Consider the following 25,494-nt stretch of genomic DNA (forward strand, 5'->3'; position numbering starts at 1 on the left):
TTCTGCTAAACTTTATTTCGTTAGCGGATGCAAATATAAAGAAATGTTTCAATTATCAAACAGCTTCAGAAAAAAAATTGAAAATTTTCAAATTCTTACCTTTGGGTGAATTCTAAAACCACAAAATGCAAGACATCAAAACTTATGTAGACCAGGATAAAGATCGTTTTGTTCAGGAACTTATAGAGCTTTTAAAAATACCTTCCATAAGCGCCGATTCCAACTATAAAAAAGATATGCTGAAAACTGCCAAAGCAGTAAAAGCAAGTTTAGAGGATGCCGGTTGCGAAAAGGTTGAAATTTGTAAAACCCCGGGCCAGCCGGTGGTTTATGGTGAAAAAATAATCGATAGTAGTCTACCAACAGTACTGGTTTACGGCCATTACGATGTACAGCCGCCGGACCCGCTGGAGCTTTGGGATAATCCGCCTTTTGAACCGGTGATCAAAAACACCGAAATTCATCCCGATGGTGCTATTTACGCCCGTGGTGCTTGCGACGATAAAGGCCAGATGTATATGCATGTAAAGGCGCTGGAATATATGACCAAAAATAATGAGCTGCCCTGCAATATAAAATTTATGATTGAAGGGGAGGAAGAAGTAGGAAGCGAACATCTTGGATGGTTTATTGAAAACAATAAAGAAAAACTGGCCAATGATGTGATCCTTATTTCCGATACCGGGATAATTTCCAAAGATACTCCTTCTATTACCACCGGATTGCGCGGGCTCTCCTATATTGAGGTTGAAGTTACCGGCCCAAACCGCGATTTGCATTCCGGTTTATATGGCGGGGCGGTTGGAAACCCTATCAATATTTTAAGCAAAATGATAGCTTCGCTTACCGATGAGAATAACCACATTAGCATTCCCGGCTTTTACGACAATGTAGAAGAACTGACTTCAGAAGAAAGGGGGAAAATGGCGGAAGCTCCATATAATGAAGAAGAGTACAAAAACAAGCTGAAAATCAAAGATGTTTACGGGGAAGCCGGTTATTCCACTCTCGAAAGGGCCTCTATCCGCCCAACTTTAGATGTAAACGGGATATGGGGCGGTTACATAGGAGAAGGTGCTAAAACTGTGTTACCTTCAAAGGCATTTGCTAAAATTTCTATGCGCTTAGTGCCCAACCAGGACTGGAAAGAGATTACCCAGTTATTTAAAAACTATTTTGACCAAATAGCACCCGATGCGGTTACGGTGGAAGTAAAACCTCATCATGGCGGGTATGCCTATGTAACTCCTATAGATAACCCAGGCTACCAGGCGGCGAGCAAAGCGTATGAGGAAACCTTCGGAAAAACACCAATCCCGCAACGCAGCGGGGGAAGCATCCCTATTGTTTCTTTGTTTGAAAAAGAACTGAAAAGCAAGATTATCTTAATGGGCTTTGGCCTCGATACCGATGCCATTCACTCTCCCAACGAACATTTCGGAATTTGGAATTACCTGAAAGGCATTGAAACCATTCCATATTTTTATAAATATTTCACCGAACTAAAGAAGGAGGAATAGTATAGTAATTTATATATAACTTAAACCTCACAGATTTGAAAACCTGTGAGGTTTTTTAATTAAATCATCAGACTTTTTTACATTTGGAGCCGCTCTTTTTCTTTAATTATGTTTATAAGTTCATCATGTATTCAATTGAACGGCAAAAGGTAGTTTATTCATTTATTTTAGCTGAAGAAGCTAAGTACAGGAAAGTTAATTTCCTAAAATCCTATCGCCAAGATCTGCCAGTAATTTTTTCGCATCTCCCCTGCCCTTTTCCACTTCTCTTGCATCAATACTGCCATTCTGCTTAATAAGTTCATAACTAAAAACAAAACTGCCATCTTTTGAATCCGGGTTTAATGTTCCAAAGCGTAAATCGTTAAAATATAAATTCCCGTTCTTTTTGCTGATGGTGTACCAGCCGTTGGAAATATCGATTAAGCGTTGCACATTTCTATCGCCTTTTAAATCTCCCAGCAGATAATGATTTTTTGGATATTCCTGAAATTTTATGGGCTGTGAATCAAAAATTGAATAATCTCCGATAAGATATTTATCTTTTAGCTCCACATTAGCTGTCCAGAGAATGGTATTAAAAGGAGACGGTTTGGTTTCTATTTCTTTGTAGTTATATCCCTGTGCCTCCAAAGCATCGGTAAATTTTCCGAGAGTATAGCCTTTAAGCATCAAAGTGATCACCAGCAGGTAAAAGGTACTAATGCGTAATCCCCAATAATTCAATTTGCGCCGCTTTTCCGTTCCTTTTTTCTGAAACATCGCCAGAATGAGAAATATCAGGAAAGGGAGTGTATATAGCGGATCTATCACAAAGATGTTTTTGTAAGCCAGTTCCATATCCAGAGGCCAGAAAAGCTGGGTTCCCCAGGTGGTATGCGCGTCCAGCAAAGGATGTGTAAGTAATCCCCAAAACATCAATTTTGACCAGTCCTTCCAATTAGTCTCCGATTTCTTTTCGATTTTGGAAATAAGCCAGCCGAAAATTGGTGCAAATAAAATCGAGAAAATAATGGAATGACTAAACCCGCGGTGGATTTCAATAGCAGTGATTGTATCGGTAAAATAGGTTGCAAAAGTATCCAGGTCGGGAATGGTTCCGGCTATAGCACCATAAAGCATAGCTTTATTACCAACTTTTTTTCCCAGCACCACTTCTCCTACCGAAGCGCCTAATACTATTTGCGTTAAAGAATCCACAATTATTATTTTGAATGCCGAATTTTAAATTATTTCAGCAAGCTGTTTGTTTAAATTTTTTATTAGTTCTCATTAAAAAATTGAGGGGACTTTTCATGCTTTGTAAGATTTATTTTACATTTTTGCTCCCTAATCATTTTCTTCTCACTTTCCACTTCTGCAAACTTCAAACCTCGTACCTCTAACCTTATCTTCATTCATCTACAATTTCCATCTTCCGAAGCAGGAAAGAAGCATTCATATTCTGGCAAATTCCGTCTTTAAATTTATAGTCGAAATTAAGTTCGTCGTTAAAAATTTCAGCATCAAAATAATGATTTTTAACCTGCGGCAGTTCCGAAGTGATTTCACATAAACTCAAATCGTGCGTAGCGATAATTCCGGTGGAATTGGAACTTACCAGTTTCCGAATAAATTTTTTACTTCCAATCGCCTTATCGGTACTGTTTGTGCCCTTCAGAATTTCATCCAGAATAATAAAATAACGGTCTGTTTTAACTTCATCCACAATATATTTCAGCCTTTTTAATTCTGAAAAAAAGTAGGATTCATCGTCATTCAGCGAATCGCTGGTGCGCATACTGGTAATCAACTTTATTGGCGAATAATTACAGTTTTCGGCACATACCGGAAGCCCCATATTACTCATCACAATCTGCAGGGAAACCGTTCTTAAAAAGGTACTTTTCCCGGCCATATTTGCGCCGGTGATAATAAAAAATTCTTCGTTATCAATACTGAAATCGTTGGCAATTCGCTTCTGCGGATTGAGCAACGGATGCGCAAGTTTTTTGGCTGAAATTCCGCTATTCTTATTGCTGATTTCAGGAAAAACATAATGCTCATGATTAAAAGCAAAATTCGCCAGGGAATTGTAAGCATCGGTAAATTCAATTACTTTAAACCAGTTTTCCACATTCTGCCTGTAATTTCCAATCCATTTCTCCAGACGGTAACTCTGCCGCAAATCCCAAAGTAAAAATCCATTGGCAAAAAAGCCAAAAAGCATGTTATTTCGTTGATCGAGTGCATCTATGGCTTTAGAAAACTTCTTAAAAATAGCCGAAGCTTTTTCTTTTTCTGAACGGATTAACTGCTGATTCTCTTTCATTATTTCCGAAGAAAAATCTTCACTTTCCAACAGAGCCAACAAGTGATGATATTGATGAAAAGTATCCTGGACCTTGCTCACACTTCCGGAAAGCAGATTTATCTTTTTCAAAAAATAACCTGTGATAAGCAAACCTGCAAAAAACCAAAGCGCCAGTTGAATTCCGCCAATGTAATCAAAGGAATAAGCCGCGATAGCCGCTACGGAAATCAACGAAAAGACGGTCGGCAGCCATTTCATTAAAGCAGGCACAAAAAAATTATAATTTTGAAACCAGTTTAAAACTGTGGCTGAAGGAGTCTCGGTTTTTACCAGCCGTGCCAGAGCGGTAAACTCCTGGCGCCAGTCTGCTTTTTCAGCAAGATCTTTTACTGCTTCCTGTTTTTTTAAAATATTGGAAATTTCATTTCCTTTTAAAATTGCAGCCAGGTTCCCTTTGCCTTCCTGTAAAGCGGTACGGTTTAGATACTGAAAAAAAGAACCTCTTCCAAAAAGGTCAATGTCCTGACTGTAAGCATGTAGCGGATCATCGAATTCCTTTCCATCGGGCAAGTGATAAAAATTTCGTGTTTTCAGGATATCAATTTCGGTTTCGTTTATCCCGATGAGCTCCTTCTGCTTATTGCTTTTATCTTTTAAATCGCTGTGCCGGGAAACCAGGAAAAGAAAAAGGGCAATCCCGCCAATTACCAAAGGCACCAGAACATTCATATTTCCGAAGAAATAGTAAATACCATAACAAATCGCCAGAAAAACAAGCAACCGGACAAGACTGGAAATCATTAACTTTTTAGAGATCGCAGATAACTGCTCTTCATGATGATCCTTCTGTTTTTTATAAAATTCTAAAGCGTTTTTCATTCTAAATTTCGCAGTTTTTTCTTTTGTTTTCCCGTTAGCCCGGCAAACACCAGATCGTAGGAATGATCGGTAAGTTCAAAAATCAGCTTCTTACCTATCCGGCCATCCATCACCAGTGTATTCCAATGCTTTTTGTTCATGTGATACCCTGGAAGGATATTTTCCTCATGCTGTTCCCGTAATTCCAAAGCTCTTTCAGGAGCACATTTCAGGTTTACCCTTAGCGGAACTTCATCTAAAGCAGCCAGGGCAAACATCTTGCCCATCACTTTAAAAACGAGATTATCAGGACCAAAAGGCAGTTCTTCGGTCACTCCTTTTTTTCCAATGCAGTAGTTTCTATATGTCTCTATATCCATATCAAATTTCATGGCGCACGTCATGCTTAACTTATTTCAGCATCTCCTTTCAACACTATTTCTCCAGTTTCCTGCTTTCTTCCGCCTCTTCTAAAGTAAGCGCAGTATAATCAAGTTTCCAGCCAATGGTTTCCACAATTTTTTCCATAAGCAGGATCGTACCCAAGGCTTCTTTTTTCGCCTTTTCAAAAAGTCCGCTCTCCGGGATTTTATCTACAATATGTTTTTTCGCATCGCGGTTAATATCGGTTAAATCTGAAGTGGTAAAAGGGTTTGCCCAGCCTTCACGCTTGTCATAATACTTGAAATCGGTTTCCACGGTGAGCAATTCCGGTTGCGGAAAATTAGTAAGGACAATTCGTTTTTTCTCATTATCACTATCCATTCTAATCTTGCTAAGATCAAATCCTATATGCGCCTTGGCATTTACCAGGATTATCGCTTTCTTTTTTCCGAGGAAAAGGCTGAGATATTTTTCTTTGAGATTTTCATAATGGTAAATTTCAGAAAAATCGCCTTCCACCGTAATAAATTTGCAAACGCTCCTGATTTTATCCATGAGAATTACAGACTGTTCGCTGGTATTTTCTTTTGAACGTTTCGTATTGAATTTTGCAAAAATAAAATAAGCCACCACCGCACCGGCGGCAAGGCCAATAAACAAAAGCTCCATATTATTTACCTATTTCTCCCAGATGTGTGAATTTAAAGCCCTTTTTATACTTGAGGCCGTATCCTAAAATACGATCAAAAGCCGAATGTGAAAACAAAATTAAGCCTATTAATTGTAAAACCTGGGCTTGCAGCATGAAACCTAAAATCCAACAAACTATGGCCAGTCCTTTATGATGACAAAGATTATAAGTAAAAGCTCCTGCTTTGTTCCCAAAAATATAACCCGCCATCCCAACATCCGGAACAAAAAATAAGCCTATAAACCACCACCAGGAAAGATCAAGAAAACTAAAAGCAAATATACCCAAAGCCAGCATGGCCAATTCTTCAAGTTGTAAAGTATATTTCATCTTATTGCTGAATTTTATATAAAACTGGTTTGCTGGGCGTCGCATCATTTTCAAAAGAAGCGATTTGCAGATTTAACAGGTATTCCCCGTCAACGATGTTGTTCGAAACATACACCAGCTCAGTAATGGTAGCATCAAAATTTATATTTTTTGGATAGTTCCAAAAAGATTTATGTGCCAGCAGCTTCCCGCCGTCTTTTTCCTTATCTACCGAAGGCAAATCGATGAGTAAATGTTTGACTCCACATTCGCGGATGTACCGTGCAGCGGCTTCCTCCAAATAAGGCCAGTTGGTATGCGAATATTTGCGGCTGCGCTTTTCTATATAATTGGGAAGTGTTCTGATAATTAAAGCTTCCGCTTCATTTTTGGCAAATTTCGCCCTTAGCTGTTCTTCGGAAATAACCTGGTCTTCTCCTATTTTTTCAGGTTCTACGGAAATGAGCTTAGCCGAAAAAAAGAAATCTTTAAGTGTTTGATTGATGCTGAAAAAATCCCGAGTTATATGCCCCACACATTCTGTATGCGTACCATGCCCGTGCGGATTAAAGCTGATATTGTTGAAATTAACTGATGCACCTTCACTTACTTTCCCAATAAAATTACCGTTTTTCACAGGTTTTATTTCCGGCGCATCCAGGTACCAGGCAAGCGGATTTTTACTGTCTCCCCGCAAGCTTAAAGAAATATCCAGCGGCTTTGACAGATCGACAGTATAGGTTTTGGAGCCAGTTTCTATTTTTGCCTTCATAAGGCTAAATTAGGAAAGCTTTTTTTATTATTTTGAATGCAGAATTTTAAATTTTCTCGTCGGTTGGGAAGTTGTCAGTTGTAAGTTTTCTCAGTTCGGAATTTTTAGCTCGGAGGTTACATTCAGTCGTGATTTTTTCAAATTACCCGCTCTCTTCTTCCCTCTTTAAATCATTTACTTTTTATTTTTAAACTTTTAACTCTTTCACTCATCAAGAAAAAACAAATCTGCAGCAATCCCATCACTCAAAAACTTTCCTTTGGAAGTAACATGCAAAATCTCGCTTTCGTATTGTAATAGATTCTTTTTCAGTAAAAAATGAGCCTGCTGTAAAAGATAATCTTTATATTTTTCGCCAAATCGTTCTTCAACTTCAACTATATCTACACCAAATTTGGTTCGCAGCCGCGTCATTACATATTCGTTGTATTTATCGGTATTGGAAAGTTTTTCCATTTCCATTGGCAGCTCATTTTTCTCCAGCGCTTTTATGTACAAAGCATTATTGCTAACATTCCACTTTCTGCTTTCGCCATCATACGAATGTGCTGAAGGGCCTATTCCCAGGTAGGATTTCCCCAACCAGTACGCGGTATTATTTTGAGAAAAATAGCCTTCTTTCCCAAAGTTTGAAAATTCATAATGTTGAAAACTGGCATTTTTGAGCATGCCCAACATAATCTCAAAATGAGTTTTTGCAGCCTCGTCGTCCACAGGTTTTATTTTGCCTTTTTCAATAAATTTATGCAGTGCGGTATTTGGCTCTACCGTAAGTGCATAACTTGAAATATGGGGCACCCCTAAATTCAGCGCTATTTCTAAGTTTTCCTGCCATCTTTCCGCAGACATTTCGGGAATTCCGTAAATAAGGTCCATGGAAATATTATCAAAATACTTTGTTGCCAGCTGAATGCTTTTTAAAGCTTCTTCAGAATTATGCGCACGGTTCATCAGTTTTAGATCTTCTTCAAAAAAAGACTGCACGCCAATACTGAGTCGGTTGATTTTAGATTCAGCTAAAATCTTAAGTTTTCCTTCGGAAAGGTCATCGGGATTGGCTTCGAGCGTGATTTCAAGATTTTCAGCAACATCATAATTGGAAAAAATCGCAGTAAAAATCTGCTGAAGTTCAGCTGAAGTCAACAAACTGGGAGTTCCGCCGCCAAAATAAATGGTTTGTATTTTTTCTTCCGGCAGCTCATTTTTCCGCAGCACCAGTTCTTTGCACAACATTTCCACCAGCTGATCTTTCTTTTTCATGGAGGTAGAAAAATGAAAATCACAGTAATGGCAGGCCTGCTTACAAAATGGAATATGGATGTAAATTCCGCTCATTACAATATTCAATTACCAATTAACAATAATCAGTTCTTTTTTAACCTGGTCGATTTAAGGATGGAGAACAAAATTTTGGAAAGTTCATCGGCTAAAGGCTGTAGCCTTTCAAAATCTTTCAGGCTTATGTATTCTGCATCTTTTAATAGGGAGAGCCAATATTTGGTTTCCAGGCTTTCCTTATAAGCGATAGAAATTTTAGCAGAAAAATCAGCAGTAGAAATGGCTCCATTTGCTTCTGCTATATTAGCGCCAATAGATGTACCGCTTCGCAAGAGCTGTTTGGAAAGAATAAATTCCCTTTTCTCATTCATCAATAACTTACAATTAGTTATAATTTCCAAAGCAAAGGAATATGATTTCTGTGCCAGTGGGTTGCCCTTTACCTCTTTCATTGATAATTGATAATTGTTTACTGATTATTGTTATTTGATCTTCCCCGGGTTTTGCTTCACAAATGCAGCCCAGCCGGTATAGCTTTTGCCAACTTCCACACGGCCGGAATTGTAAAAATGACAAACCGCAGCGGCAAGCCCATCGGTGGAGTCGAGATTTTTTGGCAAAGATTTCAGTTTTAAAAGGCTTTGCAGCATTTTAGCCACCTGCTCCTTGCTGGCGCTTCCGTTCCCGGTAATAGCCATTTTTATTTTCTTCGGAAGATATTCCGTGATGGGAATCTGCCTGGAAAGCCCGGCTGCCATTGCAACTCCTTGCGCACGGCCAAGTTTTAGCATAGATTGTACGTTCTTTCCGAAGAAAGGGGCTTCAATGGCAATCTCGTCCGGATGATAAGTTTCAATAAGTTCTATGGTACGTTCAAAAATTATTTTCAGCTTTACGTAATGGTCATCATATTTTTGCAGCTGAAGTTCATTTAACTGCAAAAATTCCATTTTTTTATCCACCACTTTTATAAGTCCATAACCCATAATGGTAGTTCCGGGATCTATACCTAAAATGATTTTTTCGCTCTTCAAATTTGCCATTTTTCGGATGAATGCTTCCGGAATTTCCTTAATTTCGATCAGCTTCGCAAAGCTACGGAATTCTTGTTGTTTCCCTGAATTTTGAACCTGCATTAAAAAAGCCCATGCTTCTAAACCTCTTTTTTCTTATCGCCGCCTGTTACCTGTCCCTTATTTTGGCACTTATCTACGGCTGGAATAAAGTGGCGGAATTTAAACCGGAAGTTTTAAAACCTAAAATTCGGTTTTCTGTAATTATCCCCTTCAGAAATGAAGCTAAAAACCTTCCGGGTTTATTAAAATCGCTCTCAAAACTGAATTATCCTGCTGCTCACTTTGAAATTTTACTGGTAAATGACGCTTCCGAAGATGATTCGGTAGAAATATGCAAAGAATACCAGGCTCAAAACCCACACCTGAAAATTTCTATTTTGGAAAATGAGCGAATTTCAGGATCACCAAAAAAAAACGCGATAAAGACAGGAATTGAAAATAGCAATTTTCAATATATTATTAGCACTGATGCCGATTGTGAAGTGCCGGAATCCTGGTTGCAAAGCTTTAATGATTTTATTCTGAAAAGTGACGCCGGCATGATTTGCGGACCTGTTTATTTTAAGGAAGAAAAAAGAAAAAAGCTGTTTCAGAAATTCGAGAAACTGGATTTTTTCAGCCTGCAGGCAACTACAGTTGGTGCTTTTGGAATTAATCAGCCGTTTATGTGTAACGGCGCAAACCTATGCTATAAAAAGGAAGCTTTTTTAGAAGCTAAAGGTTTTAACGGAAACGATAAAATTGCCAGTGGCGATGATGTTTTTCTGCTTCAGAAGTTTCAGGAAACAGGATTGAAAATTGCCTTTTTGAAATCAGAACATGCGATGGTAAAGACCAAACCTCAGCAAAGCCTTCCGCAGTTGGTTTCACAACGTATCCGCTGGGCCGCGAAAGCTCCTGCTTACACATCTACTTTTTCTAAATTTGCCGGATTAAGTGTCCTGCTGATGAACTTTTCACTGATAATAGCAGCTTTCCTGGTGCTTTTTAAAGTTTTGCCACAACAGCCAATCCTGGTAATTTTCCTTCTAAAATTTAATGCCGACTTTATCCTGATTTTCCTTGCTGCCAAATTCTTTAAAAGGGAACTAGCCATGCGCAATTATTTCTGGTGCAGTATTGTTTATCCGCCTTTTTCAGCTTTTGTAGCTATTGCCTCCTTATTCTCAGGGTTTCAATGGAAAGGAAGAAAGTTTAAGAGCTGAAAAGTTATTTTGAATGTTATCAGTTGTTTGTTGTCGGTTTTTTACAGCTTCTAGCTACACTTCCCACTCTTCACTCTTCACTCTCACTTTCCACTTTCCACTTTTCGCTCTCCACTAATAAAAAATTGTAACTTCGGTTTTAAACAGCAACAATAATGAACTACTATATCCTAAGATACCAGCTTCAGGAAAATTATCTTGAAGAACGCGGTAAATATCGTAACGAACATCTAAATCTTGCAAAGGAAGCCGCTCAAACCGGAACTATTATCCTGGCCGGAGCTTTAGATAATCCTGCAGATGAAGCAGTATTTGTATTTAGAGCAGAGAATGATGAAGCCGCAAAAACTTTTGCCGAAACCGATCCCTACGTAAAAAACGGACTTGTAAAAAAATGGAGCATCAGGAAGTGGAATGTGGTGATTGGAAATGACATCGCAAATTGATAATGGATAAATGACAATGGACAACTAATATACAATTAAGAATTCTCCATTGTCAATTTTAATTTGTCTATTGAGTTATTCCGCTTTAATGAGAACCGGCATCTTAAAAACCGTAGAAACAGGGATCCCACGTTTGCTGGCGGGATAAATTTTTGGAAGGGAATCGATGCTTTGGTAAAGCCATTCTTCAATTTTTGGTAGCTCATTGGTTAAAGTAGTGTCTATGGAAACTATAGAATCTATTTTTGGCCGACCCTGTTTACTGATTTCAAGGTAGAGATATAAAGTGTCATCTATACTTTCGGTTACCACCGGTTGCTGTTTTGCCAGGTAGGCATAAATTGTTTTGGCGACTTTATTTTCGAAACAATCTTTGGCTTTGGTGAGTTCGGTTTCCTGCTGGCAATCTTCAAAAGCAGGATACTCATCTACTTCTTTCCAGTTAAGGGTCCTGGTTTCTTGATCCAAAACCTCTTCCGAAGAAATTTTTTTTGTTTCGAAATTACAGGCAGTTAGAATAAGCAAAGGAAAAACAAGAAGTAAAATTCTTTTCATTACCAATCTGCGGTTAAGCTTTTAGCAAAAGTAATGAAAATGAGGTAAAACCCGGAAATGTAAATAAAATGTGTAATTAAACTTAAACTTTAGGTTTATCAGCTATTATCCGAAGAACCTAATACAATTTTATCTATTCTGTTCCCATTCTTGTCATAACTATATAAATAAATTTTCTTTCCGGATTTTACAGGCAAATTAACCATTTCACCCTTTTTAACTATAGTAGTAAAATAGGGAATCTTATTATGATAATCGGTTTTATAAAGTAATTCGCTGGAATAAAAAAGAGCAACCTGCACTTCAAAATCATGTTCATTTTTATATTTAAAATTTGATTGCCACAGAGAAAAATCTAAAGATTTGTTATTTAGTAAATGATAATCTACAGATCTTAAACGATAATCAGTTAAATTCTTACTGCTCAATAAAATATAATCTTCATCAAAATATTTACGGTAGTAGCTCAATTGGGTCTGACTAATGGTTAGAGGATCAATTTTGTATTCGTTCTTCAACACTGTAGCCATTCGCTTATTACCATTCTTAGTAGGTTTTTCAAGGATATGGGCAATCCCTGCCAGAACCAAAACTTTATCCCTGGGATGTTTTTTAAGTGTCTTTTCAAAAAGATTTTTTGCCTGGCTAACTTCACGGTCTTTTGCTCCAATATCATCATAAGCTACAAATTCATAACCCAAAGATTTTGCTTCTCTAATTAAGTTGCTGAAATTTTGTTCACTGGTGTAGAATCCGGTTTTTAATGTAGGATATCCCCCTTCCTGATTCAATATGCTATCCTGGTTGGTACCCAGACCTTCCAGAGCTAGCTTATTGTAGCCTATTTCTTTTAGTTTTGGTAATAACTCTAAAAGGATTAGCCTATGATTGGGAAAAAAATGCTTCTCATTGATCATCACAATTTTATGCCGGCCGGCTTCTTCAATAATTAAATTTATTGCTTTTGTATTAAAGAGGGCAGCCTTTCCTATTTTGTTTTTTACGGAATCCTGAGGAGTATAATTAGCCTCATATTGATCAAGTAATTCTTTATAGATTAAGTTTTCACCTAAAAAAGAAGCATAGGTAATTTCCATTTGAAATTTTGTCCATTCTTCAGCTTTATCATAAGCCGGAAATTGCTGTATTTGATCTAAAGCATAGTAGAATTTATTAGATTCATTATATTTCCTTACAATATCCATGACAGAAGTGATATTTCTCCTATATCCCTCACCAATTTCCAGAGTATTAAAGGTACTGGCCAAATCATTTCTTAAAGGATTAGCGGAGCTTTGGTTCAGAGGATTACCAATAAAATGCATTCTCTTTCCCATAAGTACGGTGTCAAAGACAATTAAATTTTTATTGTAATCTGGAAAGTTTCTATTTCCGATAGTGACAAAAAATTCATAAGGAGGAAAATCAGTTCTACCATAAGCAAGGATTTTATTCGGAAATTCTATTGAAGAATGTCTAATGATTTTTTTTAGTTGCCTCTTGCTTCGTACAAAATCAATATCGGCAGGAGTTTTAAAATACATTTTCAGGGAATCATTTATAATATGTAAACTGTAATTATTTACATACCGGTTATTTTGAAAATTTTGGCTGATTTTCGAGCTACAACCAGAAACTGAAATTAAAATTAAGGCGTAAAATATTTTTTTAAGTGTATCTATAAACATTACAATTATTTTATGAATCAAGGGTTTTCAATACTTCATTTTTAGTCCAGTTAAAAGGCGGCCAGGATTTCCAGCTAAAACCTTCCGGTAGTTTTCCAGCGCTGCTTCGTAGTTTCCATCAGCTTTGTGATATTTTGCTAATTTCAGGAAAACTCCTTCGGAAGCTTCAGCTTTGCTGGCAATTTCAATCGCTTCAGCATACTTTCCCACCGCATATAAACTATCTGAAACAGCAAGAGCCGGAGTCTGTGCCCCGGCCCCGCAGGCTGTTAAATAAACAATGAACAAAAGAAAAATCCTACTCATTTACCTGAAATACTATTGGCAGGGAATACATTACTCCAACTGCTTTGCCATCTTGCTTTCCGGGAGTCATCACAGGCAGGCTTTTAATTACGCGCTCGGCCTCTTCCTCAAGTTCCGGTGCGGCCGCACGTGACCTAACCTCCTGTATAGTCCCGTCTTTAGCGATTTTAAACTGTACGATCACGCGGTTTAACCCTTTTAATCCAAGCTCTTCACCGATATCTTTATCAAATTCTTTATTTACAAATTCAGTGATTTTCTGGGAAGTACATTTTTTCCTTTCCTCGTTGGATTCGATGCCTTCACAGCCGGGAAAAGCCGGAACTTCCTCTATTACCCCATATGGCACGTCTCCTCCTTCAGTATAAGCGGGCGATGTAGTTTTGCCATCGTTTCGCTTTACCTCAATGCTGGAGTCTTCATCTTTAGGATTTCCGTTCATGACTATTGTTTTCTCTCCATCTGTAATCTCTATTCTGCTGTAACCAGCGTCATCAGACATTTCGGCAAATGCTGCAGTGAGGCTTTTACGCTCTTCAGCAGTCAGGTTCTCAAAATCCTTTACTTCTAATTGAAGAATTCCTTTCTCTATCTGCCCGGTTTGAAGTTCTTCTGAAGCTTGATCCTCAGAACACGCCACATAAGTAAGCATTAGCATCATTAGCGGAATAATGATCAGGAATTTGAATTTTGCAATAGTTGTTGATTTTGATTTTTGTAACATAACGATTCGTTTTTTGAATAATGAATGATTAAAAAATTGATTGATAAATGAAATATTTTGAGTGTTGAAAGCCGAATTCAGGAGTTGCTCGTAATACGTCCTTTTTTCAGTATTTTTTACCACTTCTTCATCTGCCAGAAATTCATGAAGCCCGGCAATTCTGGATTGATAGATATAGATAAGCGGATTAAACCAAAAGATAATTTTCAGCATTTCAAAGAAAATCAGATCCCAGCTATGTTTCTGTTTTACATGCACCAATTCATGAGAAAGGATTTGTTCTTTTTCTTCTTCGGAAAGCTGATCGCCCAGGAAAATGGTGCTGAAAAATGTATAGGCCACATTGGAATCTGGAATCTCAATGATCCTGAAATCTTTTTCTTCTGAAATTTTCCTGAAACGGAACATCCTGTTAAGGTTCCTGAGTTTTTTCAGAAACAGCATTAGGACTACCAAAAAGCCAATACTATAGATTACCAGCCACCAGTTTAACTGGAATCCCTCTGCTGCAGTAAGATTTACGGCAGGTAACTGTTCTATGGCCTGGTTTTGCTCCCCAATTACCACCGCAGGCAGCATTACCCGCGCATTTTGCGGTACTGCTTCTGCCAAAAAATTCAGTTTTAGTAAAGGCAACAGCATGGCAACAATTGGTGTCAGCAATAAATACCACCTGTTATAGCTGAAGAAAGTTTCTTTTTTTAGCAGCACTTCATACGCCAGCAAAAAGCAAAGCTGGAAAATTATAATTTCGAGTATATAATATAACATTAGTCTTCTTTTTTATTGATCTCCTTTAAAATCGCTTCCAGGTCCTGCGTATCCATTTTATTGTTCTTCATAAAAAAGGATACCATACTTTTAAAAGAACCATTGAAGTAATTATTGATAAGCTTATTCATGCTCTGGCTACTATACGTTTCCTTCTCCACAACAGGGAAATAAATATATCCCTTCCCCTGTTGCCTGTGGTCTACAAATTCCTTGCTTTCCAGAATTCTTACAATGGTAGAAACGGTATTGTAAGCCGGTTTTGGTTCAGGTAATTCTTCAATTATGGAGGCAACATTTGCTTCCTTTAGCTGCCAGAGCACCTGCATAATCTCTTCTTCGGCTTTAGTGAGCTGCTTCATTTGATGGATTTAATGTAAAAATTTCTGTATTGATATTTCAAATATAAACTAAATATTTAGTTTAAACTAATATATTAGTTATAATTGCAGAAATAACTGGGAAAGAATTTATTTAAATTTATCAGTTTTCGATCTGCAACCCCTTTATTCCCTTAGTTGGTGCTGTTAAATAATTTCCAAATATGGAGGCAGAATAATGAATTCCGTAGAAGAACAGTTACATTTAGAGAGAAAGTTTATAAAAAGAAAAAATGAAAATAATAATCACCCTCACCGCTAATCCCGCTCTGGATATTTACACCAATGTGGAAAAAGTAGAACCTGAGAAAAAGATGCGCTCTAATTCGCCTAAAAAAGATCCTGGTGGGGGCGGAATAAATGTTTCGCGCGTGATCAAAAGGCTTGGTGGGGACACAAAAGCGATTTATACCTGCGGTGGATTTACGGGAAAAATTTTTAGCGGACTGCTGAAAAAGGAAAATATTGCACTGGATGCTTTGGAGGTGAAAAATGAAATGCGCCAGAATTTTGGGATTTTTGAAGAGTCTACAGGTGAACTTTACCGCATTGGTTTTCCCGGAGAAGAATTATCAGAAGCTGAATACAAAGCACTGCTTAAAAAAATAGAAAATTTACCTGTAGCAGAATTTCTGGTGGCCAGCGGAAGCCTGCCCCCAGGGGTCCCGGAAGATTTCTATTCCCAGGTGGCTAAAATTGCAAAAAGCAAGAATATAAAATTTGTGCTGGATACTTCAGGAAAAGCTTTGGCTGCAGGTTTAAAGGAAGGAGCTTATCTGGTAAAGCCAAACCTGGACGAGCTGGAAGACCTGAGTGGTAGAAAAGCTGAAAGTATGGAAGACCGGAAGGAAATGCTGCAGGAAGTACTTCAGAAATATTCTTTAGATATTATTGTACATTCCCTGGGTCCGGACGGGGCATTTCTGGCTACAAAAGAAGGAGTAAAGCATTTTCCCGCACCAAACGTAAAACCTAATAGTTCTATAGGTGCCGGAGACAGTATGGTAGGTGGCATGGTGTACAGCCTTGCTGCCGGTAAATCCCTTGAAGAAGCCGTTCAGTATGGACTCGCCTGCGGAAGTGCCACTCTTATTTCCCCGGGAACGGAATTATTGCAAAAAGAAGACGCCGAAAAACTCTATAAACAGCTTAGCAGTTCCTGATACCGTTCTTTATACTGAAGTAGTAAAATTATCTATTTTGCTTATCTTGAAAAACAACGGCCTAAAATAATCAACTAAATATTCAATAAAATGTCACATCAATTGCCTTCAGCCCTGGAACACGGGAAAGAACTCAGAGATAAATTTCAACAGGAAAAAGCTTTGTTGTTCCTGGATTTTGACGGTACGCTGGCTCCAATAGTAGAACACCATGAAGACGCGGCTATTTCAGAAAAAATGCGCGACCTGGTATTGCGGCTTTCGAAAGTTTATCCAGCAGCTGTAGTAAGCGGGCGCGGGATGAAGGATGTGAGCCAGAGAGTAAATATTCCTGAGCTTTATTACGCCGGAAGCCATGGTTTTGAAATTTCCGGGCCAGGAAATTTCCTTAAGGAAAATGATGAAGCGCAAAAAGTATTACCGACATTTGACGAAATAGAACCTTTGTTGCATGAGGAACTTAGTGATATTGCCGGAGTGGATTTTGAGCGTAAAAAATTCACCTTAGCCATACATTACCGGAAGGTAAAGGAAGAAATGACAGACGAGGTTCATGATCGTGTAGCTGCTAGCCTTAAAGATTATCCGGATTTGAAGAAAGCCGATGGTAAAAAAGTAATAGAAATACGTCCTTCTATAGACTGGCATAAAGGTAAGGCTGTTGAATTTTTAAAAGAGCAGCTCGGTGAAAAGGATCAGAATTATTCAGTTTATATCGGGGATGATGTTACTGATGAAGACGCTTTTAAATATGTACAAAACGGTTTGGGTATACTTGTTGGAGACCATGGACACCAAACCTCCGCCGATTATTCCCTGAAGAATATTGATGAAGTAGAACAATTTTTTAGACTACTTTTAGAAAAACAATAAAATATAAATCGCCCATCCCCTGTCCTATGGATATTATCTTTTTTAGCATTGCCGCACTTTTGATGATTCTTGGTGTTATGGGTAGTATTCTACCTGTTGTGCCGGGAGTCCCGTTAAGCTGGTGCGGATTGCTCGTATTCCACCTTGCCCCTTCAGTCCCTGTTAACTACTGGTTCTTAGGAATAAGCTTTTTTGTTGCTGCACTCATTTATATTCTGGAGCTTGTAATTCCCGCCATGGGTACAAAAAGATTCGGCGGGAGCAGAGCAGGAGTTATTGGTACCACTATAGGACTTATAGTGGGTATTTTTACTCCAATTCCTTTTGCTATTTTAATTGGCCCCTTTGTGGGAGCCTTTATAGGGGAAATGATTAATAAAAGTAATTCAAAATCAGCTTTACGTGCTGCAATTGGTTCTTTTGCAGGCTTCCTCGCTTCAACTTTTATGGAATTTATGGCGGCTTTTATTTTCCTTATTCTATTCCTGGTAAAATTTTGGGAATACAGACAAATTATATTCTAAAACCTTCGCCTGAGATTTTCCTTCAGAGCTGGGATTATAAAATTATTTCTATTAAAAAATCATACTTCAGCCAACTTTTCTATCATCCCGGGATGACTACTTATATCTTTCTGCTAATTAAATACTGTCATATTCCAGGGCTACCAGAATCTGCAGAAAATTGATATCTTATATATTTAATTCGCCCCGTAGTTTATCTAAATCAGCACCTGAAGTACCTGATAATTAATCATTTTCCAGCTATAACAATTAACAAATCTTTGCTTTTCTTTATTAGAGCTTTAATCCTACCCCTTTCCTATTTTTCTTAATTTTAAATATTAAGCACAGCTATAAACCAAAAAAACACAATTATGGCAGAAATACATGTTGAAAAGAAAAAACCCGTCTGGCCCTGGGTTTTACTAATTATTATAATCATCCTGGCATTACTCTACTTCTTTGTATGGGCCGACGATGGTACTAATGACGATGTTTCAGATGAAGATAACATCCAGCAAATTGAGCAGTACGAAACCGAAGATTATGCCAACAATGAATACCCTGAGAACGCAGTTGGGGAATATCTAAGTTACGTAGAGGGGGGAAGTGATGATGACCTTTTGGGAAATGATCCCCGTTCACAGCAAAGGGCAATGATGCTTCTTTTAGAGGCTGTGGAAGAGAAATCGATAGAACTTAATCACACTCCGGGACCCGAAATGGAAAGTATCAGCCAGTGGCAACCCCAGCAACAACTGGATAGTATTAGACGTACCGGGAAAGTAGTAGTTGACAATCTTCAGGCAATCCAGAGTAACCAGTATCCGGAACTTGAAGATGAGGTACAGGGGTTAAGGACACATCTTAATGATTTGGCTGTAGACACCAGTGATGAAGATCGAAATCTTTTCTTAAGCGGATTTTTTACCCAGTCTGCCGATATTCTACGCCAAATGGACTCAGAGATAAATAGTTCTCCTATGTCCCCTTCAGGTGTGGATACTTCAAATTACAGTACAGATATTGATACTATTACAACCACTCAATAGCTCCATGTTAATTAATTTATGGACATAAGACCGTCTTCACCCTACTGAAGGCGGTTTTTTTAGACGGCATATTCCCCCAAGTGACTTGCTTGTCCTAACTTTAATCTTATTCACATCCTTTTTCCCGAAGTTAATGGACAAATTATATTTCCCTTGTTTATCTCCTGCAAATGTTCTTCTGAAAGTCCTTGGCCCTGACCATCAATTCCTCTTCAATTTATATTATAACATTTTGATGAACTACTTGAAACTTTAAAGAACTTACTACGACTATGTGAGTGGGTTTTCTGGAAATGCATCAAATGTTAGGCTTTTGTAAAAAGTTTGAGCAGCAAAAGCAGAAGACTTAAATTCAGATTTTTCTATTCTCTATGAAAGAACATTACCTTATTTTGGCCGGACTTGGATTTGCTACTTTAATCATGGCCTGGTTACCTTCTGTTTCAAAAAAAATTAAAGTAAGTTCCCCTCTTATTCTTATCCTTATCGGATTTTTGCTATTTGCCGCAGATATTCCGCTACCCTGGCCGGATCCACTTTGGGCAGATAAGGGCTTAATGTATTTTTCTGAAACAATTGTTATAATTTCCCTGATGGGTGCCGGATTAAAAATTGGCACCAGGTACAACTGGAAATCGTGGAAACGCCCGCTTCTGCTGGTATTTATAACCATGCCTATATGTATGGTTTGCGCTTATTTTTTGGGAAATTATTTTCTTCTTCTCAGCATACCTTCCTCTCTTTTACTGGCAGCAGTACTTGCTCCTACAGATCCCGTTCTTGCTGCCGATGTACAGCTGGACGACCCGGACAGGGAAAAAGAATATAAAGGTAAAATCAGGTTTGCCTTAACCTCAGAAGCAGGACTTAATGACGGAATGGCTTTCCCGTTTTCCTATTTGGCAGTAATGGTTGGACAGGCTGGTGGTTGGGCAGCTTTTAATTTTCAGGAATGGTTCTGGGATAAACTTTTATTAAAAATAGTAATTGGAATTATAGTAGGCCTGGTAATAGGACGGGGAATAGGTTTGCTCTTAATTGCTTTCCATCGCCTTACCGGCATAAAAACCTTTGACGGCTTTCTGGCGCTTTCCCTTACCTTTATGACATACGGCCTTAGTGAGCTCCTTCACGGCTATGGTTTCCTCGCAGTATTTTTTGCAGGTTTGAGCCTGCGCTATTATGAAAAGGTAAGTGGAGATTATAAGCAAAAAATGCATGACTTTATCCATGAAATTGAACGCCTGTTACTAGTGGTGTGGATTATTCTGTTTGGTGGTTCCCTGCTTAACGGAATGCTTAGTTTAACCGACTGGAAAGCGATAGTTTTCGCATTAATATTTGTTCTTTTTGTGAGACCACTGGCAGGAATGATCGCGCTTATTGGAGGAAAAAGAGAAAGTTTTAAAGAAAAACTGGCTATTAGTTTCCTTGGAATACGTGGAATAGGTTCCGTTTTCTATTTATCCTGGGCTTTCATGCAGTTTGATGGTTTTGAATATAAAAATGAACTATACGCCATCACGGCCTATATCATTCTTATTTCCATTATTATACACGGCTTTTCCGCTCCTGCCATTATTGGGTATTTTAAGAGAAAAACTGAGAAAGAACGCGAACGGGAGCAGAAAGAAGAGGCGTAAATGTAAATGCTTACAGGCTTAGCGGTAACGTATAATAATCCTATTTTTACATTAATGGAAAAAGTAAAGGATTTTATAGTGATTGGCGCAGCGCAGGCAGGTTTGGCCATGGCATTTTATCTAAGGGATATCAACAAAGATTTCCTGCTGGTAGATAAAGAAGAGCAAATTGGTGCTTCATGGCTTAACCGATGGGATTCTCTTAAACTTTTTACTCCTTCGGAATTTAATAATCTGCCTGGCCTTGATTTTCCTGCTCCACAGGGACATTATCCCTCAAAAAAAGAAGTGGCCGATTATTTTAAGCTTTATGCTGAAAAATATAAAATCCCGATCCGCTTCAATACTTTCATCAGTAAGATTTGCCGTGAAAAAGACTATTTTCTGCTGAAGAGTACGCAGGGAGATCTACGGACTAAAAATGTTATTATCGCCACCGGCCCTTTTCACATTCCCTATACACCCCCATTTGCAAAAAACATAAATAAAAATATTTTTCAGATCCACAGCAATTATTATAAAAATCCGCAACAGCTGAAGAAAGGCAATACAATGGTGGTGGGTGGCGGAGATTCCGGTTTTCAAATTCTGGATGAAATTTCAAGGACTGGCAGGAAAGTTTACTATTCAGGCCCTGAAAAGGTGAGAACCCTTCCGCAGGAATTATTGGGAAAAACCTTATGGTGGTGGTTCACTAAAACCGGATTCCTTAGTTTTAGCCGCGATTCCTGGATGGGAAGGAAAATCCGCAAGGGCCGTCAACCCATTATAGGAACCAGTGTAAAATCCATTTTAAAGCGAAAAAACATCAATCCTGTTGGCAAGACTAAACATGCCGATGGAAATCTCATTATCACTGAAAAAAAGGAGCTTACCGATATTCAAAATATTGTGTGGGCCACGGGCTACAGAGCTAATTTTAGTTGGATTGAAGGACTTGAACCCGATAAACACGGATATCCAGAACACCATCGAGGTATCAGTAACATAGAAGGGCTCTATTTTATTGGTCTGCCCTGGCTGCATACCCGGGGCTCGGCTACTTTGGGTGGTATAAAAAAGGATGCAAAACACCTTGCTGATTATATTTTAAATAAATAGAGTCATAGGTTTTCTCTCCCTCTGTTAAAGTACTTCTAAACATTTTGACGGCTGCCGCTATTCCTTTAAATTATAGCTAAACAAAATTTAGCTATGAAATATAATTTATTAGGAAACACAGGACTAAAAGTATCTGAACTCTGCCTTGGCACAATGACATTTGGAGCCAAAGGAAAGTTTGAAAGCATTGGCGGTGTTGAACAGAAAGATGCCGATAAGCTTTTACAACAGGCTATTGATAAGGGCGTAAACTTTATTGACACTGCAAATGTTTATTCTGAAGGGATCTCAGAAGAAATCACGGGACAGGCAATTAAAAATTCAGGTACTTCCAGAGAAGATCTCATTCTTGCCACCAAAGTTCGTGGCAGTATGGGCGAAGGGCCTAATCAAAAAGGCCTTACCAGGCACCACATTATAAATCAGGTGGAGCAAAGCCTCAAAAGACTGGGCACCGATTATATTGATCTTTACCAAATGCACTCTAACGATCCCCTTACTCCAACAGATGAGACCTTAAGGGCATTTGACGATTTGGTGCGCAGTGGAAAAGTACGTTATGTTGGTGCCAGCAACGTTGCCGCATGGCAGCTGATGAAGGCACTGGATCATTCCAAATATAATCACCTTGAAAGATTTGCTTCCCTCCAGGCATATTACACCATTGCCGGTCGTGACCTGGAAAGGGAAATTATCCCCCTGCTTCAGGACCAGAAAGTGGGATTAATGGTTTGGAGCCCGCTTGCGGGAGGCTTGCTTAGCGGAAAATATAGCCGCGATGAGGAGAAAAAATCGGGTGGAAGAAGAGACGATTTTGATTTTCCTCCTGTAAATAAAGAACGTGCTTTTGATATTCTTGATGTACTAAAACCAATGGCTGAAAAGAAAAATGCCTCCCCGGCGCAACTTTCTATCGCCTGGCTTCTTAAACAACAGGCAGTAACCAGCGTGATTGTAGGAGCCAAAAATGCAGACCAACTGGAGCAGAACTTGAATACTTCAGAAATTGAATTTACTGAAGACGAACTTCAAAAACTGGACGAAGTGAGCCGGTTACCTGCAGAATACCCTGGCTGGATGCTCGAATTCACCGCAGAGGACAGGCAATTATAATTCGATATTGCAAATAGCTTCCACAGGATGATCTTAACAATAGTTTAGGCACCTGGAACAGCTAAAATTCCTAAATTAGGATAATTCAATTAAGAGGGCCAAAAGGCCCTTTTAATTTTTTAATATAACTATGACAGAGCATAAAGGTGAAATAAAGGGAATTAAGAAGCCCACGAAAATCAAATTTTCAGGATGGAAAAAGATTGTATTAAGCGTAAAAGATCAAATTGCAGAAGATAAAGTTTCCATAGTCTCTGCAGGAGTGGCCTTCTATGCTTTTCTTGCCGTATTCCCTGCGATTATGGCTTTAATATCAATATACGGCCTTGCGGTAGATCCTCAACAAATCCAGGGACAGCTGGCAGAACTTTCCTCTATGATGCCACAGCAGGCATATGAGATTCTACAGGCCCAGGTGGAAAGTTTCCTCGCTACTCCGGGAGAGGCTTTGGGGTGGAGTACCGCAATAGGAATTCTTCTTAGTTTATGGAGTGCCAATAAAGGGACAAAATCTTTGTTTATAGGAGTTGATATCGCCTACGGAATTCAAACGGAAAGAGGCTTTATTAAAGAGAATGCCCTTACCCTGCTGTTTACTTTTGGCGCTGTAATTCTGGTGATTTTAAGTATGGCTTTTATTGTAGCTTTTCCTGCCTTAGTTGATCAGATTGGATTTCCAGGTTCAGTAAAAACACTTATTAGCTGGGCACGATGGCTGCTTCTGGCTCTTATTGTTGTATTTTTTCTGGCGCTGGTTTACCGCCATGCACCCCCGCGTAAAACCCCTGCATTTAAATGGGTGCTTCCCGGTGCAATTTTATCTACCGTACTCTGGCTGATTGCTTCCTGGGGCTTTTCCTATTATGTGAGTAAATTTGGGAGCTACGGAGAAGTTTACGGCTCAATTTCAGCAATTGTAGTACTGCTTATGTGGCTTTTTCTTACCAGTTTTATTATTCTTCTGGGAGCTGAATTAAATTCAGAAACAGAAAATTATATTCGTCACAATACAAAAGGAAAAAAGTAGATTCTTTCTACGGAAGAATTTCCTGCCAACATAAAGCGCAACCTAAAATTCTCTTTGCCTTTGTATTATCTTTGCCCTCAATGAGCACACTGGTACAAATTTCAATTCTACCTCATCAGCAGGAAAATAAAGATGTTGTTTTGCAACTTGCTTTAGAAAAAGCGAAGCTGAAAAAGGCCAAATTAGGCGACTGGCGTATACGGAAACGTTCTATTGATGCCCGCCGAAAACCGGTAAAGCTTAATTTGCAGGTAGAGCTTTGGCAGAAGGATGAAGTAGGGACAGAAATCCCTGTTTATCTTCCGCAGCAGGTTTCTGCTTCTAAAGAAATCGCAATTATTGGTGCGGGGCCGGCAGGACTTTATGCTGCACTTCGGTGTATTGAAGCCGGATTAAAACCGGTTATTTTTGAACGAGGAAAAGATGTACGGGCACGCCGGCATGACCTGGCAAAGATCAATAAGGAACAAACTGTAAACCCCGAGTCCAACTACTGCTTTGGGGAAGGTGGCGCAGGAACATATTCGGACGGGAAGTTATATACCCGGTCCAAAAAACGCGGAAATGTACTGAAGGCCCTGCAATGGTTTGTTCATTTTGGAGCCGATCCAGATATTCTTGTAGATGCTCATCCTCATATTGGCACCAATAAATTGCCGAAAATAATCACTTCTATGCGGAAGGCGATAATAGAAGCCGGCGGCGAAGTATATTTTAATTCGAAACTAACAGATCTCAGGCTCAAAAATTCACAAATTGAAGCCATTGAAATTAATGCTGAAGAATGGCATACTTTTAATGAGGTAATCCTGGCTACAGGACATTCTGCAAGGGATATCTTTTACCTGCTGCATAAAAAGAATATTAAAATTGAAGCCAAACCTTTTGCCCTCGGCGTTCGAATTGAACATCAGCAAAAACTTATAGATCAGATTCAATACCATGGAGATGATGAAAATCCATATTTACCGCCCGCTTCTTACAGCCTTGTGGAGCAGGTAGACGGGATGGGAGTTTATTCTTTCTGTATGTGTCCCGGCGGCATCATTGCACCCTGTGCCACCTCCCCGGAAGAAGTGGTTACCAATGGCTGGAGCCCCAGCAAGCGAAATAATCCCTATTCCAACTCCGGAATTGTGGTAAGTATACAACCGGAAGATTTGCCAAATTTTGAACCTGGTGATCCTTTTGTGTGTCTTGATTTTCAAAAAATGGTGGAACAAACATGCTGGGAAGCTGCGGGCAAAACCCAGCAGGTACCGGCGCAGCGAATGATAGATTTCGTGGAAGGAAAAATCTCTGCCGATTTCCCTAAAACCTCCTATCAGCCGGGAATAGTAAGTGTTGATCTAAATAAAGTTTTACCGCCACTAATCGCTAAACGGCTCCAGAAAGCTTTTGTGATGTTCGGTAAAAAAATGAAAGGCTACTATACCAATGATGCTGTACTTCACGCTCCGGAAAGCCGTACCTCTTCCCCGGTTTTCATTCCGCGAGATCCTGAAACACTGGAACATATTAAAGTAAAAGGTCTCTATCCCTGTGGGGAAGGTGCCGGTTATGCCGGTGGAATTATTTCAGCAGCTATAGACGGAATAAATTGTGTAGATGCGGTAGTTGAAAAACTAGCTTCGTCACCCTGAACTTGGTTCAGGGCCTACATGTTGAACACTCTGAACACAATAGATGCTGAAATAAATTCAGCATGACGTGGTGGATTGCCCACCCTGAATTCAACATTACGAAAACAACAAATCAAAACT

26 protein-coding genes are annotated in these 25,494 nt (G+C 38.9%); 12 read left to right on the plus strand and 14 right to left on the minus strand.

Annotated features, from left to right (window positions below; all coding sequences use genetic code 11):
- Window positions 1–125 precede the first annotated feature (125 nt).
- Complete coding sequence (locus RM539_RS15435; RefSeq protein WP_311504316.1) at window positions 126–1,520, plus strand: dipeptidase; 1,395 nt, start codon at window positions 126–128, stop codon at window positions 1,518–1,520.
- Window positions 1,521–1,715: 195 nt separating this feature from the next.
- Here RM539_RS15435 and RM539_RS15440 read toward each other — a convergent pair whose 3' ends face one another.
- From RM539_RS15440 to ruvC, 9 genes are all read right to left on the minus strand, one after another.
- The gene (locus RM539_RS15440) at window positions 1,716–2,720 is read right to left on the minus strand and encodes a metal-dependent hydrolase (protein ID WP_311504317.1); all 1,005 of its coding nucleotides are present in this window, start codon (window positions 2,718–2,720) and stop codon (window positions 1,716–1,718) included.
- Between the two features lie 193 nt (window positions 2,721–2,913).
- Window positions 2,914–4,692: a MutS-related protein gene (locus RM539_RS15445; RefSeq protein WP_311504318.1), complete on the minus strand. Its 1,779-nt coding sequence runs from the start codon at window positions 4,690–4,692 to the stop codon at window positions 2,914–2,916.
- Window positions 4,689–5,051, minus strand: coding sequence for an MmcQ/YjbR family DNA-binding protein (locus RM539_RS15450; protein WP_311504370.1), 363 nt, complete (start codon window positions 5,049–5,051; stop codon window positions 4,689–4,691). The genes RM539_RS15445 and RM539_RS15450 overlap by 4 nt, the downstream gene beginning before the upstream one ends.
- A gap of 55 nt (window positions 5,052–5,106) precedes the next feature.
- Complete coding sequence (locus RM539_RS15455) at window positions 5,107–5,724, minus strand: DUF4230 domain-containing protein (protein WP_311504319.1); 618 nt, start codon at window positions 5,722–5,724, stop codon at window positions 5,107–5,109.
- A 1-nt stretch (window position 5,725) separates the two neighbouring features.
- Window positions 5,726–6,076 (minus strand): DUF4260 domain-containing protein, encoded by a 351-nt coding sequence (locus tag RM539_RS15460; protein WP_311504320.1) that lies wholly within the window; start codon window positions 6,074–6,076, stop codon window positions 5,726–5,728.
- Window position 6,077: 1 nt separating this feature from the next.
- On the minus strand, window positions 6,078–6,827 hold the full coding sequence (locus RM539_RS15465) for a cyclase family protein (protein WP_311504321.1): 750 nt from the start codon (window positions 6,825–6,827) through the stop codon (window positions 6,078–6,080).
- 204 nt (window positions 6,828–7,031) lie between these two features.
- Window positions 7,032–8,162, minus strand: coding sequence for a radical SAM family heme chaperone HemW (gene hemW / locus RM539_RS15470; RefSeq protein ID WP_311504322.1), 1,131 nt, complete (start codon window positions 8,160–8,162; stop codon window positions 7,032–7,034).
- Between the two features lie 29 nt (window positions 8,163–8,191).
- The gene (locus RM539_RS15475) at window positions 8,192–8,557 is read right to left on the minus strand and encodes a four helix bundle protein (protein WP_311504323.1); all 366 of its coding nucleotides are present in this window, start codon (window positions 8,555–8,557) and stop codon (window positions 8,192–8,194) included.
- Between the two features lie 30 nt (window positions 8,558–8,587).
- Window positions 8,588–9,139: a crossover junction endodeoxyribonuclease RuvC gene (gene ruvC, locus RM539_RS15480; protein ID WP_311504324.1), complete on the minus strand. Its 552-nt coding sequence runs from the start codon at window positions 9,137–9,139 to the stop codon at window positions 8,588–8,590.
- 113 nt (window positions 9,140–9,252) lie between these two features.
- Between ruvC and RM539_RS15485 the strand changes: the two genes are divergently transcribed.
- Together RM539_RS15485 and RM539_RS15490 are read left to right on the plus strand one after the other, a co-directional pair.
- The gene (locus tag RM539_RS15485) at window positions 9,253–10,386 is read left to right on the plus strand and encodes a glycosyltransferase family 2 protein (RefSeq protein ID WP_311504325.1); all 1,134 of its coding nucleotides are present in this window, start codon (window positions 9,253–9,255) and stop codon (window positions 10,384–10,386) included.
- 155 nt (window positions 10,387–10,541) lie between these two features.
- Complete coding sequence (locus tag RM539_RS15490) at window positions 10,542–10,832, plus strand: YciI-like protein (protein WP_311504326.1); 291 nt, start codon at window positions 10,542–10,544, stop codon at window positions 10,830–10,832.
- Between the two features lie 75 nt (window positions 10,833–10,907).
- On the opposite strand, the gene RM539_RS15495 is transcribed toward RM539_RS15490, so the two are convergent.
- The 5 genes from RM539_RS15495 to RM539_RS15515 form a co-directional block, all read right to left on the minus strand.
- Window positions 10,908–11,387, minus strand: a complete 480-nt coding sequence (locus RM539_RS15495; RefSeq protein ID WP_311504327.1) for a hypothetical protein — start codon at window positions 11,385–11,387, stop codon at window positions 10,908–10,910.
- A 98-nt stretch (window positions 11,388–11,485) separates the two neighbouring features.
- Complete coding sequence (locus RM539_RS15500; RefSeq protein ID WP_311504328.1) at window positions 11,486–12,931, minus strand: hypothetical protein; 1,446 nt, start codon at window positions 12,929–12,931, stop codon at window positions 11,486–11,488.
- A gap of 171 nt (window positions 12,932–13,102) precedes the next feature.
- Window positions 13,103–13,381 carry a hypothetical protein gene (locus tag RM539_RS15505; protein ID WP_311504329.1) on the minus strand — a complete coding sequence of 93 codons (279 nt, stop codon included), beginning with the start codon at window positions 13,379–13,381 and terminating at the stop codon, window positions 13,103–13,105.
- Window positions 13,374–14,876 (minus strand): M56 family metallopeptidase, encoded by a 1,503-nt coding sequence (locus tag RM539_RS15510; RefSeq protein WP_311504330.1) that lies wholly within the window; start codon window positions 14,874–14,876, stop codon window positions 13,374–13,376. The genes RM539_RS15505 and RM539_RS15510 overlap by 8 nt, the downstream gene beginning before the upstream one ends.
- Window positions 14,876–15,238 (minus strand): BlaI/MecI/CopY family transcriptional regulator, encoded by a 363-nt coding sequence (locus RM539_RS15515; RefSeq protein ID WP_311504331.1) that lies wholly within the window; start codon window positions 15,236–15,238, stop codon window positions 14,876–14,878. Before RM539_RS15515 ends, RM539_RS15510 begins: the two co-directional genes overlap by 1 nt.
- Window positions 15,239–15,489: 251 nt before the next feature.
- On the opposite strand from RM539_RS15515, the gene RM539_RS15520 reads away from it, so the two are divergent.
- The 9 genes from RM539_RS15520 to RM539_RS15560 all read left to right on the plus strand — a co-directional run bounded on the left by RM539_RS15520 (window position 15,490) and on the right by RM539_RS15560 (window position 25,374).
- Entirely contained in the window at window positions 15,490–16,419 is a 930-nt protein-coding gene (locus tag RM539_RS15520; protein WP_311504332.1) for a 1-phosphofructokinase family hexose kinase, read from the plus strand.
- 90 nt (window positions 16,420–16,509) lie between these two features.
- Window positions 16,510–17,292, plus strand: coding sequence for a trehalose-phosphatase (otsB, locus tag RM539_RS15525; protein WP_311504333.1), 783 nt, complete (start codon window positions 16,510–16,512; stop codon window positions 17,290–17,292).
- 26 nt (window positions 17,293–17,318) lie between these two features.
- Entirely contained in the window at window positions 17,319–17,816 is a 498-nt protein-coding gene (locus tag RM539_RS15530) for a DUF456 domain-containing protein (RefSeq protein ID WP_311504334.1), read from the plus strand.
- A gap of 353 nt (window positions 17,817–18,169) precedes the next feature.
- Window positions 18,170–18,847, plus strand: coding sequence for a hypothetical protein (locus RM539_RS15535; RefSeq protein WP_311504335.1), 678 nt, complete (start codon window positions 18,170–18,172; stop codon window positions 18,845–18,847).
- A gap of 371 nt (window positions 18,848–19,218) precedes the next feature.
- Entirely contained in the window at window positions 19,219–20,490 is a 1,272-nt protein-coding gene (locus RM539_RS15540; protein WP_311504336.1) for a cation:proton antiporter, read from the plus strand.
- Window positions 20,491–20,544: 54 nt separating this feature from the next.
- Window positions 20,545–21,591: a flavin-containing monooxygenase gene (locus tag RM539_RS15545; RefSeq protein ID WP_432264635.1), complete on the plus strand. Its 1,047-nt coding sequence runs from the start codon at window positions 20,545–20,547 to the stop codon at window positions 21,589–21,591.
- 93 nt (window positions 21,592–21,684) lie between these two features.
- Entirely contained in the window at window positions 21,685–22,704 is a 1,020-nt protein-coding gene (locus RM539_RS15550) for an aldo/keto reductase (RefSeq protein WP_311504338.1), read from the plus strand.
- Window positions 22,705–22,834: 130 nt separating this feature from the next.
- Window positions 22,835–23,731 carry a YihY/virulence factor BrkB family protein gene (locus RM539_RS15555; RefSeq protein WP_311504339.1) on the plus strand — a complete coding sequence of 299 codons (897 nt, stop codon included), beginning with the start codon at window positions 22,835–22,837 and terminating at the stop codon, window positions 23,729–23,731.
- An 80-nt stretch (window positions 23,732–23,811) separates the two neighbouring features.
- Window positions 23,812–25,374: an NAD(P)/FAD-dependent oxidoreductase gene (locus RM539_RS15560; RefSeq protein WP_311504340.1), complete on the plus strand. Its 1,563-nt coding sequence runs from the start codon at window positions 23,812–23,814 to the stop codon at window positions 25,372–25,374.
- Window positions 25,375–25,494: the final 120 nt, after the last annotated feature.

Origin of the sequence: Autumnicola musiva, assembly GCF_031846585.1 — a bacterium.
GTDB lineage: Bacteria > Bacteroidota > Bacteroidia > Flavobacteriales > Flavobacteriaceae > Autumnicola > Autumnicola musiva.

Bases quoted from the DNA above. Each gene is read 5' to 3' on its own strand.
- RM539_RS15490 (WP_311504326.1), top strand. From the start codon at position 10,542: ATGAACTACTATATCCTAAGATACCAGCTTCAGGAAAATTATCTTGAA.
- RM539_RS15515 (WP_311504331.1), bottom strand. From the start codon at position 15,238: ATGAAGCAGCTCACTAAAGCCGAAGAAGAGATTATGCAGGTGCTCTGG.
- RM539_RS15555 (WP_311504339.1), top strand. From the start codon at position 22,835: ATGACAGAGCATAAAGGTGAAATAAAGGGAATTAAGAAGCCCACGAAA.
- RM539_RS15485 (WP_311504325.1), top strand. From the start codon at position 9,253: ATGCTTCTAAACCTCTTTTTTCTTATCGCCGCCTGTTACCTGTCCCTT.
- otsB (WP_311504333.1), top strand. From the start codon at position 16,510: ATGTCACATCAATTGCCTTCAGCCCTGGAACACGGGAAAGAACTCAGA.
- RM539_RS15510 (WP_311504330.1), bottom strand. From the start codon at position 14,876: ATGTTATATTATATACTCGAAATTATAATTTTCCAGCTTTGCTTTTTG.
- RM539_RS15475 (WP_311504323.1), bottom strand. From the start codon at position 8,557: ATGAAAGAGGTAAAGGGCAACCCACTGGCACAGAAATCATATTCCTTT.
- RM539_RS15450 (WP_311504370.1), bottom strand. From the start codon at position 5,051: ATGGATATAGAGACATATAGAAACTACTGCATTGGAAAAAAAGGAGTG.
- RM539_RS15550 (WP_311504338.1), top strand. From the start codon at position 21,685: ATGAAATATAATTTATTAGGAAACACAGGACTAAAAGTATCTGAACTC.
- RM539_RS15460 (WP_311504320.1), bottom strand. From the start codon at position 6,076: ATGAAATATACTTTACAACTTGAAGAATTGGCCATGCTGGCTTTGGGT.
- RM539_RS15560 (WP_311504340.1), top strand. From the start codon at position 23,812: ATGAGCACACTGGTACAAATTTCAATTCTACCTCATCAGCAGGAAAAT.
- RM539_RS15530 (WP_311504334.1), top strand. From the start codon at position 17,319: ATGGATATTATCTTTTTTAGCATTGCCGCACTTTTGATGATTCTTGGT.
- RM539_RS15435 (WP_311504316.1), top strand. From the start codon at position 126: ATGCAAGACATCAAAACTTATGTAGACCAGGATAAAGATCGTTTTGTT.
- RM539_RS15465 (WP_311504321.1), bottom strand. From the start codon at position 6,827: ATGAAGGCAAAAATAGAAACTGGCTCCAAAACCTATACTGTCGATCTG.
- RM539_RS15520 (WP_311504332.1), top strand. From the start codon at position 15,490: ATGAAAATAATAATCACCCTCACCGCTAATCCCGCTCTGGATATTTAC.
- RM539_RS15445 (WP_311504318.1), bottom strand. From the start codon at position 4,692: ATGAAAAACGCTTTAGAATTTTATAAAAAACAGAAGGATCATCATGAA.
- RM539_RS15505 (WP_311504329.1), bottom strand. From the start codon at position 13,381: ATGAGTAGGATTTTTCTTTTGTTCATTGTTTATTTAACAGCCTGCGGG.
- RM539_RS15455 (WP_311504319.1), bottom strand. From the start codon at position 5,724: ATGGAGCTTTTGTTTATTGGCCTTGCCGCCGGTGCGGTGGTGGCTTAT.
- RM539_RS15495 (WP_311504327.1), bottom strand. From the start codon at position 11,387: ATGAAAAGAATTTTACTTCTTGTTTTTCCTTTGCTTATTCTAACTGCC.
- RM539_RS15540 (WP_311504336.1), top strand. From the start codon at position 19,219: ATGAAAGAACATTACCTTATTTTGGCCGGACTTGGATTTGCTACTTTA.
- RM539_RS15545 (WP_432264635.1), top strand. From the start codon at position 20,545: ATGGAAAAAGTAAAGGATTTTATAGTGATTGGCGCAGCGCAGGCAGGT.
- RM539_RS15500 (WP_311504328.1), bottom strand. From the start codon at position 12,931: ATGTATTTTAAAACTCCTGCCGATATTGATTTTGTACGAAGCAAGAGG.
- hemW (WP_311504322.1), bottom strand. From the start codon at position 8,162: ATGAGCGGAATTTACATCCATATTCCATTTTGTAAGCAGGCCTGCCAT.
- RM539_RS15535 (WP_311504335.1), top strand. From the start codon at position 18,170: ATGGCAGAAATACATGTTGAAAAGAAAAAACCCGTCTGGCCCTGGGTT.